Source organism: Actinomadura sp. NPDC048032 (assembly GCF_040653175.1).
Taxonomy (GTDB): domain Bacteria; phylum Actinomycetota; class Actinomycetes; order Streptosporangiales; family Streptosporangiaceae; genus Spirillospora; species Spirillospora verrucosospora.
Genome location: NZ_JBEZJP010000243.1, coordinates 1 through 12,028 on the forward strand (window position 1 = coordinate 1; position 12,028 = coordinate 12,028).

The window sequence follows — 12,028 nt, forward strand, 5'->3', positions numbered from 1 at the left end:
AGCGCAAGCTCGGCCGCTGCGAGGACTGCCCCTCCGAGCTGAACGAGGAGATCCTCCTCGCGCTCAGGGCGTGAACCCAACACGCTTTCCAAGCGTGCGCCCTAGGCCACTAGGCGAATCCTCCACGCGGAAGCCTACCGGTTCTCGGGCAGTGACCTGACATCAATAACGGCGTCGACCGGGATCGGTCCGTAGACGTGGGGGAACAGCTCGTCCCCGGCGGGCTCGTGGCGGACGGGCGCGTCGAGGCGGGAGACGTCGATGACCAGCAGAACCAGGGCGTCGCGAGGGACGTCACCGTAGAAGCGGCCCAGGACGCCGTCCACCTGGGCGAGGTCGGACGAGCAGTGGATGAAGCCCTCCTCGTCCAGGGTCCGGCCCAGGGTGGACATGGTGTACGCCACGCCGGTGCTCCGGGCGGATTCCCAGTGGGTTCGTTCGGCGATGTGCAGGAGCGTGTCCTGGGAAGAGGCGGGCATGGGCGGAGACTACGCTGGAATGCGTGGCCATCCGGGGCCGGGGATGCCATAGACTTTGGGCAGACCCCTCGCACGGCGTCACCCTGTGAACCTCCCCAGGGCCGGAAGGCAGCAAGGATAAGCAGGCTCTGGCGGGTGTGCGGGGGGTCCCTTGGTTTGACGGCGACCGGCCCGCGACGGCCGGTCCACGGCGACACGGCGCTTCTGACGCTCTGCTTCTCGAGGGAGGGCGGACCCCCGATGAGTCTGGCTCTGTACCGCAAGTACCGGCCAGCGACGTTCGCCGAGCTGAAGGGGCAGGAACACGTCGCCGAGCCCCTCCAGCAGGCGCTGCGCAACGGCCGGATCAACCACGCGTACCTGTTCAGCGGTCCGCGCGGCTGCGGCAAGACGTCCAGCGCCCGGATCCTCGCCCGCTCGCTGAACTGCGAGGAGGGGCCGACCCCCGACCCGTGCGGCAAGTGCGACTCGTGCGTCGCGCTCGGGCCGTCCGGGACCGGGCACATCGACGTGATCGAGATCGACGCCGCCTCCCACGGCGGGGTCGACGATGCCCGCGACCTGCGGGAACGGGCCTTCTTCGCCCCGGTCGCGGCGCGCTTCAAGGTGTACATCATCGACGAGGCGCACATGGTCACCCGCGAGGGCTTCAACGCGCTGCTGAAGCTCGTCGAGGAGCCGCCGCCGCACCTGAAGTTCGTGTTCGCGACGACCGAGCCGGAGAAGGTCATCGGGACGATCCGGTCCCGGACCCACCACTACCCGTTCCGGCTGATCCCGCCGGGCGTCCTCCAGGACCTCGTCGAGGAGATCCTCAAGAGCGAGGACGTCCCGTACGAGGCGTCCGCGCTGCCGCTGGCGGTCCGGGCCGGCGCCGGCTCCGCGCGCGACACGCTGTCGATCCTGGACCAGCTCCTCGCCGGATCGGACGAGAAGGGCATCACGTACGCGCGGGCCGTGTCGCTGCTCGGCTACACCGACTCCGCGCTGCTGGACGAGGTCGTCGCGGCCTTCGCCTCCCGGGACGGCGCCGCCGTGTTCGCCGCGATCGACCGCGTGATCGAGAGCGGCCAGGACCCGCGCCGCTTCACCGCCGACCTGCTGGAACGCCTCCGCGACCTGGTGATCCTTTCCAACGTCCCGGAGGCCGCGGGCTCGGGGCTGCTGAACTTCCCGCCGGACGAGCTGGAGCGCATGCGGCGCCAGGCGTCCTCGATGGGGCCCGGTGAGCTGACGCGTGCCGCCGACCTGCTGCACACCGGGCTCACGGAGATGCGGGGCGCCACGTCCCCGCGGCTGCTGCTGGAACTGATCTGCGCCCGGATCCTGCTGCCGGCCGCGTACGAGGACGAGGCGTCCATGTTCGCGCGCCTCGACCGTCTGGAACGCCAGGCCGGCCAGGGCGGCTTCGGCGGTGGCCAGGGCGGTTTCGGCGGCGGGCAGGGCGGTGACCCTCTGGCCCAGGCCTTCGCGTCCGCGGCCCCCGCCCCGGGCGGCGCGGGGCAGGGTGGTCCCGCGCAGGGTGGTCCCGCGCAGGGTGGTCCCGCGCAGGAAACGCCAGGGCAGTCAGGTCAGTCTGGGCCGCAAGGACACTCGGGGCCGCAAGGACAGCAAGGACAGCCGGGGGGGACGTCTTCTCGCGACGGGGGTTCTCAAACGCCCGGAACCCAGTCCCCTCCCTCCCGGGGGGCCGACCCCACTTCCAGTGTCAACCCCGCCCCCGGTACGGCACACGCAGAATCCGGTTCTGTGGATAACCGTGCAGCCGCCCCGAGCACGGCCGCCCCCACCACAGCTGCTCCAGCTACGCCAGTCACAGCCACCCCGGCCCCAGACACCCCGCCCGCGGCCACCTCGGCTACGACCAGCCCGGCTGCGGCGGCCCAGTCCTCGGCCGCGCCGACCGCCGCGCGGCCCGCGTACAGCGCACCGCCCGCACCCTCCAGCGCACCACCGGCGCCCGCCGCGTCGAGCGCAGGCGGCGGAGGGGCGGACTTCTCCACCATCCAGCGGCTCTGGCCGGACGTCGTCGAGGCCGTCAAGCAGAAGAGCCGCGCCACCTGGATGGTCATCATGTCCGGGGTGCAGCCGGTCTCGCTCGAGGGCAGGATCCTCACCCTCGGCTTCGACGCGGAGGGACGCCGCCTCGGCTTCGTCAACGGCGGCCGCGACGCCGTCCTGCGCGAGGTCTTCAAGGAGCGGATGGGCGTCGACTGGCGGATCGAGACGGTCGTGGGCGGATCGCCCGGCGGCGGGTCCCCACCGGGGGGAAGGCCGGGCCCTAGCGCGGGGTTCGGTGGGGCGGCCACACCGAACCCGGCACCGCAGCCGCGGCCGCCCGCCCAGCCGTCCGCGCGCCCGTCCGCGCCGAGCGCCGACCGGCGCCCGGAGCCGCCTCCGCCGCCGCCGGACGAGCCCCCGCCGCCGCCCGAACCCTCTCCCGTGGACGAGAGCGACGAGGTCGATCCGGAGGGCGACGCCGACGCCGACGGCACCGAGGCGGAGATGAGCGGGATGGCCCTCATCCAGCGCGAACTCGGCGGTCAGATCATCCGCGAGATCGACAACTCGGCTTCCTGAGCCCAGCGTGCCGAGCCCGGCGGCAGGGCCGGGGAGGCGGCCGAATCCCGGATGTGCTTCCGAAATGGCGCGCTGGGGTCCTCGCGTACCGAAACGGCCTGGGAACCCGTAGTCTCGTGGGACGGACGTCCGGTGGCTGGCGGAGCGCCAGAGAGAAGGCCCTCGGGGGCCGGAAGAGGGAGTGCACCGTGGAACCCGGTGGTCAGCTGAACATGCAGGAACTCCTGCAGCAGGCGCAGGCCATGCAGGAGCAGCTCTTCAACGCCCAGCGCGAACTCGCGGAGACCGAGGTGACGGGGACCGCCGGCGGCGGGCTCGTGACCGCGACGGTCAACGGGCAGGGCGAGGTCACGGGCCTGGCGATCGACCCGAAGGCGATCGACGTCGACGACCCGGCCGACACGGCGGAGACGGTCGCCGACCTGGTGCTGGCCGCGATCCGCGACGCCGCCCGCGAGGCGCAGGAGCTCCAGCAGGAGAAGATGGGCCCGCTCGCCCAGGGGCTCGGCGGCGGCGGGGGCATCCCCGGCGGCTTCCCCGGCCTCGGCGGCGCCTGAACCGGGGCGCGGGCAGAAGACGACCAGTAAAGGAGGGGTCCGTTGTACGAAGGGGTGGTCCAGAACCTCATCGACGAGCTGGGCAGGCTGCCCGGCGTCGGCCCCAAGAGCGCGCAGCGGATCGCCTTCCACCTCCTCGCAGCCGATCCGGCCGACGTCGAGCGCCTCGGCAAGGCGCTCAAGGAGGTCAAGGACAAGGTCCGCTTCTGCAAAACCTGCGGGAACGTCGCGGAGGAAGAGGAATGCCGGATCTGCCGTGACGCGCGCCGCGACCCCCACGTCATCTGCGTGGTGGAGGAGTCCAAGGATGTCGTCGCGATCGAGAAGACCCGCGAGTTCCGGGGCCGCTACCACGTGCTCGGCGGCGCGATCAGCCCGATCGAGGGGGTCGGGCCGGACGACCTGCGCATCCGCGAGCTGATGCAGCGGCTCGCGGACGGGACGGTGACCGAGCTGATCCTCGCGACCGACCCCAACCTGGAGGGCGAGGCGACCGCGACCTACCTCGCCCGGCTGGTCAAGCCCATGGACATCACCGTCACCCGACTGGCCAGCGGCCTTCCGGTGGGTGGCGACCTCGAGTACGCCGACGAGGTCACGCTGGGCCGCGCATTCGAAGGACGGAGGCTGCTCGATGTCTGACACCAACAGCCCGCAGGACTGGAACGCCCTCGCCGAACGCGTCGCGTGCCACGTCGACAACTACCTGGACGGCCTGGAGGCGGTGGCCCGCGGCGACGGCGGGACGCACACCATCCCGCTGCTCCTGCTGGAGGTGTCGCAGGTCATCCTGGCGGGCGCGCAGCTCGGTGCCAGCGCCGACGTGATCCTCCCGGACAACTGGGAGCCCGAGGTGGGCGACGACCCCGACCTCGACTCGATCCGGCAGGGCCTGGCCGAGCGCCTCCAGGCGATGGACGAGTACGTCGAGGTCTTCGACCCCTACAAGGACACCGAGCCGACCTCCTACCGGCTGTCGGACGACCTTGTGGACGTCGCCAGCGACCTCGTCCACGGGCTCCGCCACTACAACCAGGACCGTCCCCTGGAGGCCCTCTGGTGGTGGCAGTACTCGTACTTCAACCACTGGGGCAACCACGCCGGCGCCGCCCTGCGAGCCCTGCACGCCTTCGTCGCCAACGCCCGCCTGAGCGTCGCCACGGAAGCGGCCACGGAAGCCGCCCCCGCCTGATCCGACTGGGTCCCGCCCGACCCGACCGGCTCGCCTAGCCGGACGCGGCGGGGCCGGTTCGCGCGCCGAGCGCCCACGCGATCAGCTCGGCCGCCTTCTCGACGTCCGAGCCGATCTGGCCGCTGCCTCCGGACCGCCACGCGAACTGTTCGATGTCGTCGTCCCAGGCGACCCGGGCCTCCTGCCCCCGGTAGGAGACGTGCAGCAGTCCGCCGCCGCCGTCCGGCCGCGCCGCCGCCACCTGCGGGGCCTTCCGGCGCAGTGCGGCGTAGAGGGACGGTAGGGGTCCCCGGCGAACCTTCGGCAACTCGTCCAATCCGCCCATCAGCTCTCCCATCGACTCCTTCACCGCCGCACCGCACAGCACCGCCCCGAGCCGCGGTACGAGCACGACGGATCCCTGGTGGACGAGATGGCCCCGGCACCCCGCCAACGTCTGCCTTTACATAGACGCTTGACCCCACGTCCGGGTGGTCCTCAGAAATGATCTGGACGGGGCCGGGAAGGCCTCATAGCGCTTACGGCACGGCAACCCTCGTGTCACCAGCGCCTCAGGAACCCCATCGACCCAGCACTTGGCCCCTTAACGCCCCAGCCCCCCAGCCCCAGTCCGTCGGCCTCGGCCGGTCGACCGGTCAACCCTTCTTGAGAGAGCCGGCGGGAGCAGGCGACGTCGCGGGCAGTCCCGCCGGCTCGGCAAGCGAGACCTCGACGGCCTTGCGCGTCCCCCAGTCGCCGACCCGGCGGCACGTGCACATCGCGTACAGGTAGAGCGGGCGCAGCACCAGCAGCCGCCACAGCGCGATCAACGGCGTGCATGCGAACAGCGCCGCGCGCGACCACGGTGATTCGTCGCTGCGCCGCACCGTGAAGATGCGCAGGCCCGACAGGTAGCACAGGACGATCCCCACCTGCGTCCCGGAAGCGGCGACCGCGCCGAGGTTCGCCCGTGAGGAGGGGTCGAGCAGCAGCACCGACGGCAAGAGCACTGCGAGCACCAGGTGCAGGTACTCGCTCACCGTCATCCAGAACACGGCACCGGTCACCGGCATGTACCGCAGCCACCACAGGTGCCGCACGGTCGTCCCGCGCATCCAGCGCAGCTGCTGCTTCAGGTAGTGGTCCAGCCGTTCTGGAACCAGCGTGAACGCGATCGCGCTCGGCTGATGGACGGTGTCACCCTGGAGCAGCGCGTAGAACGTGAGCATCGAGTCGTCGTTCATCTGCATCGGCCGGCCGGCGAACCCCTCGTGCTCGTACACGCCCGCGGAGCGGCGGACGACGTCGCCCCGGTAGAACGCCAGCGTCCCCGAGTTGATCGTCACCCGCCGCAGCACCGACTGGGCGCTGCGCACGCCGCGCGTGAACGGCAGGTACAGGACGCACGTCATCCGGGTGAGCAGGCTCGCCGTCCGGTTGAGGACCAGGACGTGCCCGGCCACCGACTGCACGCGCGGGTCCGCGAACGGCAGCAGCCCCTCCCGGACGGCGTGCCGGTCGAGGACGGAGTCGCTGTCGAGCGTGACGAAGACGTCGGCGTCGTCGGTGGCGAGGACGTGCATCTGAGCGAACCGCTTGCCCCGGTTCGGGGTGCGCTCCCAGGCGGTCTCGACGCCGAGCGCCGACGCGGCCTCCTCGAACTCGCGGCGCACGTCGTCGAGGGTGGCGGGCGTGCCGCGGGCGTCCACGGATCCGTCGTCGACGACGAGGACGCGGTCGACCCGGCGGCTCTGGGCCAGCACGGAGCGCAGGCATGCCCGCAGCGCCGCCGGATCCTCGTTGTAGACGGGCACCTGGACGGCCACGGTCAACGCGTCGAGGGCGGCGCGCTGCTCGCCGGACGCCCGGAACGGCCGCTCCATCCAGGACACCGGAACCCACCACAACGTCAGGAACGAGGCCGTCCAGGCGACGCACATCGCCCCGAACGAGGTCGTGAACGTGGTGACGGTCGCGACGAGATGGGTCATGGCCCAGACGGCGAACCCGGCCAGTGGCAGTGCCGCCAGCATGATCCGGGTCCGCGGCGGGACGTAACGGGCGGTCGGTGCCTGGAACTCAGTGCTCAAGCGGCCCGCGCCCGCGCCGGAACCCGAATCTCACGAACACCGAGCCGAGCAGCACCAGACCGAGGGCGGCGGCGGCCAGCCAGGTGTGGCCCATCGCGAGTCCCGTGTAGGCGAGCGTTCCGCCGGTGGCCGCCGACCCGTAGGACATGGTGAGACCCTTCGCCGCAGTTTGATCATCATCCTCGCCGTACCCCGCGGCCCCTCAAATGATCACCGGCCCCGCGCAAAGGGTCTCCCTCCGGCCTCCGCGGGTTCAGGGCGTGCGCGGGGCGTGGAGGGGGACCCGGGCGGCCCGGACGGCCATGGCGGCGATCTCGCGGACGTCCATGGACGCCAGGGGTTCGATGCCCAGCAGGTAGCGGCTGTAGGCGATGCCGAGGGTCTGGCTCAGCAGCAGGGCGGCGCGCTCGCGGGCGCCGGGGTCGTCCGGCAGGACCTTCTGCAGGGCGGGGACGATCTCCTCGTCGAAGATGGCCTGGACGCGGGCCGCGGCGTCGGGGTGGGTGGGGGCCGTGCGCAGCAGGACGGCCTCGGCGGTGTTCTCGCCCGCCTCCCAGCGGGCCAGGAAGGACTCGACGTAGGCGGCCGCCGGGTCACCGGCGCCGGCGAGGTCGGGCACGGCGAGGTCGATGGCGGAGGCGGCGGCGTAGAGCTCGGCCTTGCTGCCGAAGTACCGGATGACCATGGACGGGTCGATCTCGGCGTCCGCCGCGATCGCCCGGATCGTCGCGCGGTCGTAGCCGTCCTCGGCGAACCGGCGCCGGGCCGCGTCCAGGATCGCCGTCCGGGTGGGCGCGGACCGCTCGGTGAAGGCCATGCCGCCAACATATGCCATCAACTGTTGGCAAACGTGCGGACAACGGTTTAGAGTCCATCTCACGTTGGCCAACACATGTTGGCAAACGGCTATTGGCAACAGGAGTGATCATGAATGCTCTTCCGGAGTCCACCGGCGTGCTCGTGGTCGGCGCCGGGCCCGTGGGCCTGTCCCTGGCCGCGTCGCTGCGGCAGAAGGGAGTGGACGCGGTCCTGCTGGACCGGGCGGCGGAGGGCGCGAACACCTCCCGGGCGGCCGTGGTCCATGCCCGCACGCTGGAGGTGCTGCGCGAGATCGAGGCGACCGGCGAACTGGTCGAGCGCGGGATCGTCGTGCCGCGCTTCACCGTCCGGGAGCGGGACCGCGTGCTGCTCACCGTCGAGTTCGGCGACCTGCCGACCGACTTCCCGTACACGCTGCTCGTCCCGCAGAACGTCACCGAGGAGATCCTGCTCGGACGGCTGCGCGCGGCGGGCGGCCTTGTGCACCGGCCGTACGAGGTGACGGGCCTGACGCAGGACGAGGACGGGGTGACGGCCACCCTGGTCGGCGGCGAGCGGATCCGCGCGGCCTACGCGGTCGGGACGGACGGAATGCACAGCACCGTCCGCGAGCATGCCGGGATCGCCTTCGAGGGCGATGCCTACCCGCAGTCGTTCGTCCTCGCCGACGTGCGTCTCGACTGGGCCGGCGGCAGCGAGGAGGTCATGCTGTTCTTCTCCGCGGAGGGCGTCACGGTCGTCGCGCCGCTCCCCGGCGGGCGGCACCGCATCGTCGCGACCGTCGACGAGGCGCCCAAGGAGCCCACCGCCGCCGACGTCCAGGCGCTCCTGGACGCTCGCGGCCCCAGGCGCCGTCCCGCGCTGGTCGAGGACGTCGTGTGGAGCTCGCGCTTCCGCGTCCACCACAGGCTGGCGGCGCGCTACCGCGCGGGCCGCGTCTTCCTGGCCGGCGACTCCGCCCACGTCCACAGCCCGGCGGGCGGGCAGGGGATGAACACCGGCATCCAGGACGCCCTCAACCTCGCCGGCAAGCTCGCCGCCGTGCTGGGCGACGGCGCCCCCGACTCCGTACTGGACGAGTACGAGACCGAGCGCCGTCCCATAGCCGAGCAGGTCGTCGCGTTCACCGACAGGATGACCCACGTCGCGACCGTGGGCAGCCCCGTGCTGCGCGGCGCGCGCAACACCCTGCTGCGCACTCTCGACTGGATCCCCGCCGTCCACCGCACGATGGCGATGAACCTCTCCGAGCTGTCCACCGATCCCGCTCGCCGCTGAGCCTGTTGCCGCGGCCGCGGGGGAGGGCGCAGCATGCGGGGGTGCGATATTCGATCAACATTCCGAACTTCGGGGACTTCGCCGACCCCAGGACGGTCGCGCGCGTCGCCGCGGCGGCGGAGCAGGCCGGTTGGGACGGGCTGTTCGTGTGGGACCACGTCGTCCATGTGAGGAGCGACCGCAAGTCCTTCGGCGATCCGTGGATGCTGCTGACGGCGGCGGCGCTGGCAACCGAGCGGATCAGGCTCGGGACGCTGGTCACGCCGGTCCCGCGACGGCGTCCGCAGCAGCTGGCCCGCCAGGTCGCCACGCTGGACGTCCTGAGCGGCGGCCGGGCCGTCTTCGGGGCGGGCCTCGGCGGTCCGGTCGCCGACGAGTACGGGGCGTTCGGCGAGCCCACCGACCCCGCCCTTCTGGCCGAGCGCCTGGACGAGGGGCTCGGCCTGCTCGAACGCTACTGGTCCGGCGAACCGGTCACGCATCACGGGCGGCACTACCGGGCCGACGACGTGGCGCTGCTGCCCGCGACGGCGCAGCGGCCGCGGCCGCCGGTGTGGATCGCCGGGTTCTGGCCCAACCGGCGGCCGATGCGGCGGGCCGCCCGCTGGGACGGCGCCGTCCCGCTGTTCGGCCCCGGCTCCCACGGCCGCGCGCCCGCCGTGGAGGACGTCCGCGACCTGGCCGCCTACGTCCGGCGGCACCGGGAGGGCGACGGGCCCTTCGAGATCGTCGTCGGCGGCGCCAGCCCCGCCGACGCCCGCGACCTGGTCGGCCCGCTGGCCGACGCGGGCGCCACCTGGTGGGACGAGCGCCGGATCATCGGCACCGAGGAGAACGAGCACCTCGAACCCGTCCTGCGCCGCATCGAGCAGGGTCCGCCCGCGCTCTAGCCCAGCGGCACGGCCGAGCGGGGCCTGTCGCGGGACGGGCTGTGATCCTCGCGCGCCGCGCGCTCAGCGGCGGTAGGCGAGGACGTCGCGCGCCAGGGCGTCGCGTTCGGCGGCCTCCCGCTCGGCCTCCCGCCGTTCGGCTTCGACGCGGGCGTCGTAGGCGGTCCGGGCGGCGGCGATCGCGCTCTGGTGCTCCTCCGTCCACACGACGAGCGACCGGATCGTCGCGTGCAGCGTCGCGCCCATCGGCGTGAGCGCGTAGTCGACCCGCGGCGGGACGGTCGGGTGCACGGTGCGGCTGACGAGCCCGTCCCGTTCGAGGTGCCGGAGCGTCCGCGCGAGCATCCGCTGGCTGATGCCGTCGATCCGGCGGCGGAGCTCGGTGAAGCGCAGGGAGCGCTGGTCGAGCAGCGCGATGACGAGCAGCGACCACTTGTCCGCGATGCGGTCGAGGATCTGCCGGACCTCGCAGTCGTTGCGGGTGTCCCACTGCAGAACGGCCTCGTCCGCATCGGTAACCCCGCAGTAACCGGGGGACGCAAATGTTCCGTCTTCCATGCCTCCCGATGGTGTCGGACGATGCTGCCGGTAACAAGAGGGAACCGGCATCCATCAGGGGAACCGGTGCCTCGACGGAGAGGAGCCGGGTCATGTCCACATCCGCGTCCCGCATGGACCGCCGCGCATGGGCGTCGCTGCTGGTCCTGTGCGGTGCGGTCTTCCTGGAGGGGATCGACGTGGCGATGCTCAACGTCGCGCTGCCGTCGATCCGGGCGGACCTGGGGTTGTCGACCGGGATGCTGAGCGGCGTCATCAGCGCCTACGTGCTCGGCTACGGCGGGTTCATGCTGCTCGGCGGGCGCACCGCCGACCTGCTGGGCCGGCGCCGGGTCTTCCTGTTCTGGCTGACGGTCTTCCTGGTGTTCTCGGGACTCGGCGGCCTCGCCACCGAGGGCTGGATGCTGCTGGTCGCGCGGTTCGTCACCGGCGTCGCGTCGGCGTTCATGGCCCCGGCGGGGCTCGCGCTGGTGACCGCCGCGTTCCCGGCCGGGCCGGCGCGCACCCGGGCGCTCGGCGTCTACGCCGGGACGGCCGCGGGCGGCTTCTCGCTCGGCCTCGTCGCCGGCGGCCTGCTGACGTCGCTCGGCTGGCGCTGGGTGTTCTTCGCGCCGGTGATCCTGTCGGCGCTGCTGCTGGCGGCGGCCGTCCCGCTGGTCGCCGACCCGGGCGCCGCCGGGCCGCGGAGGGGGCTCCGCGACTTCGACCTGCCGGGCGCGTTCGCCGTCACGGGCGCCATGCTCCTCCTCGTCTACGGGGTCGTCCGGCTGGAGCACCCCGGCGAGGGCACCGCGCTGACCGCCGTCGTCCTCGCCGCGGGCCTGCTCCTCCTCGCCGCGTTCACCGTGATCGAGCGCCGGTCGCCCAGCCCGCTCGTCCGGCTCGGCGTCCTGCGGTCGGCCGCCCTCGTCCGGACGGACGCGAGCGCGCTGCTGTTCATCGGCGCATTCGCCGGATTCCAGTTCCTGATGACCTTGTACCTGCAGGAACTGCGGGGCTGGACGACCTGGCAGACCGGGCTGGCGATGCTCGTCATCGGCGTCGACACCGTGCTCGCGCCGACGCTGACCCCGCGCCTGGTGAACCGCTTCGGCAACCCGCGGGTCCTGCTGGGCGGCCTCGTCCTCGCGGCCGTCTCCTACGGGCTCTTCCTGCCGGTCGGGCTCGACTGGGCCTACGCCGCCATGTTCCCGATCATGGCGCTGCTCGGCCTGGCGTTCTCCCTGGCCTACGGCCCGCTGACGATGGCGGCCACGGACGGCGTCGACGAGAGCGAGCACGGCCTGGCGGGCGGCCTGCTCTACACGGCGATCCAGTTCGGCACGGCCCTCGGCCTTTCCGCCGTGACGGCCGTCCAGGTCGCGGCGCTCGGCGGGGGCGGCTCCCCCGAAGCCCGCCTCGACGCACTGCGAACGGCCCTGGCCGTCCCCTTCGCCGCGGCCGTCGCCGCCGCGCTGATCACGGCGTTCGGCCTCCGAACCCGTCCCGCGAAGGCGACCGAACCGGCACAGGCCCCCATCAGTACCGCCGCCTAGGGCCTGTTTTGCGGATCTGGATCTTTGGTTTGTGGCTTGATGGTGGCCATGGTGCGGCGACATGAGTTGAC

At 72.5% G+C, this 12,028-nt stretch carries 13 protein-coding genes and 1 other RNA gene; 8 read left to right on the forward strand and 6 right to left on the reverse strand.

Annotated elements, in window-relative coordinates; all coding sequences use genetic code 11:
• Positions 1–134: 134 nt before the first annotated feature.
• The gene (locus AB0C69_RS26725) at positions 135–479 is read right to left on the reverse strand and encodes a DUF952 domain-containing protein (protein WP_345178828.1); all 345 of its coding nucleotides are present in this window, start codon (positions 477–479) and stop codon (positions 135–137) included.
• A gap of 59 nt (positions 480–538) precedes the next feature.
• Here AB0C69_RS26725 and ffs point away from each other — a divergent pair.
• From ffs to AB0C69_RS26750, 5 genes are all read left to right on the forward strand, one after another.
• An RNA gene (gene ffs / locus AB0C69_RS26730) (signal recognition particle sRNA small type) lies at positions 539–634 on the forward strand.
• 85 nt (positions 635–719) lie between these two features.
• On the forward strand, positions 720–3,059 hold the full coding sequence (locus tag AB0C69_RS26735) for a DNA polymerase III subunit gamma and tau (RefSeq protein WP_360357935.1): 2,340 nt from the start codon (positions 720–722) through the stop codon (positions 3,057–3,059).
• Between the two features lie 188 nt (positions 3,060–3,247).
• Entirely contained in the window at positions 3,248–3,616 is a 369-nt protein-coding gene (locus AB0C69_RS26740; RefSeq protein WP_345178832.1) for a YbaB/EbfC family nucleoid-associated protein, read from the forward strand.
• Between the two features lie 42 nt (positions 3,617–3,658).
• Positions 3,659–4,258: a recombination mediator RecR gene (recR, locus tag AB0C69_RS26745; protein WP_345178833.1), complete on the forward strand. Its 600-nt coding sequence runs from the start codon at positions 3,659–3,661 to the stop codon at positions 4,256–4,258.
• Positions 4,251–4,808 (forward strand): DUF5063 domain-containing protein, encoded by a 558-nt coding sequence (locus AB0C69_RS26750; protein WP_345178836.1) that lies wholly within the window; start codon positions 4,251–4,253, stop codon positions 4,806–4,808. Before recR ends, AB0C69_RS26750 begins: the two co-directional genes overlap by 8 nt.
• A 34-nt stretch (positions 4,809–4,842) precedes the next feature.
• Here the strand turns inward: AB0C69_RS26750 and AB0C69_RS26755 are convergent, their stop codons facing one another.
• The 4 genes from AB0C69_RS26755 to AB0C69_RS26770 all read right to left on the reverse strand — a co-directional run bounded on the left by AB0C69_RS26755 (position 4,843) and on the right by AB0C69_RS26770 (position 7,694).
• Positions 4,843–5,199, reverse strand: coding sequence for a hypothetical protein (locus AB0C69_RS26755; RefSeq protein ID WP_360357937.1), 357 nt, complete (start codon positions 5,197–5,199; stop codon positions 4,843–4,845).
• Positions 5,200–5,443: 244 nt separating this feature from the next.
• Positions 5,444–6,820, reverse strand: coding sequence for a glycosyltransferase family 2 protein (locus AB0C69_RS26760; RefSeq protein ID WP_360357939.1), 1,377 nt, complete (start codon positions 6,818–6,820; stop codon positions 5,444–5,446).
• A gap of 46 nt (positions 6,821–6,866) precedes the next feature.
• Positions 6,867–7,025 (reverse strand): hypothetical protein, encoded by a 159-nt coding sequence (locus tag AB0C69_RS26765; RefSeq protein WP_360357941.1) that lies wholly within the window; start codon positions 7,023–7,025, stop codon positions 6,867–6,869.
• Positions 7,026–7,130: 105 nt separating this feature from the next.
• Positions 7,131–7,694: a TetR family transcriptional regulator gene (locus AB0C69_RS26770; RefSeq protein WP_360357943.1), complete on the reverse strand. Its 564-nt coding sequence runs from the start codon at positions 7,692–7,694 to the stop codon at positions 7,131–7,133.
• 110 nt (positions 7,695–7,804) lie between these two features.
• Here AB0C69_RS26770 and AB0C69_RS26775 point away from each other — a divergent pair, with 110 nt between their 5' ends.
• Positions 7,805–8,974 (forward strand): FAD-dependent monooxygenase, encoded by a 1,170-nt coding sequence (locus tag AB0C69_RS26775; protein WP_360357945.1) that lies wholly within the window; start codon positions 7,805–7,807, stop codon positions 8,972–8,974.
• Between the two features lie 41 nt (positions 8,975–9,015).
• Positions 9,016–9,864: an LLM class flavin-dependent oxidoreductase gene (locus AB0C69_RS26780; RefSeq protein WP_360357947.1), complete on the forward strand. Its 849-nt coding sequence runs from the start codon at positions 9,016–9,018 to the stop codon at positions 9,862–9,864.
• Between the two features lie 63 nt (positions 9,865–9,927).
• On the opposite strand, the gene AB0C69_RS26785 is transcribed toward AB0C69_RS26780, so the two are convergent.
• On the reverse strand, positions 9,928–10,422 hold the full coding sequence (locus AB0C69_RS26785) for a helix-turn-helix domain-containing protein (RefSeq protein ID WP_360357949.1): 495 nt from the start codon (positions 10,420–10,422) through the stop codon (positions 9,928–9,930).
• A 92-nt stretch (positions 10,423–10,514) separates the two neighbouring features.
• Here AB0C69_RS26785 and AB0C69_RS26790 point away from each other — a divergent pair, with 92 nt between their 5' ends.
• Entirely contained in the window at positions 10,515–11,957 is a 1,443-nt protein-coding gene (locus AB0C69_RS26790; RefSeq protein ID WP_360357951.1) for an MFS transporter, read from the forward strand.
• The last annotated feature ends 71 nt before the right edge of the window (positions 11,958–12,028 follow it).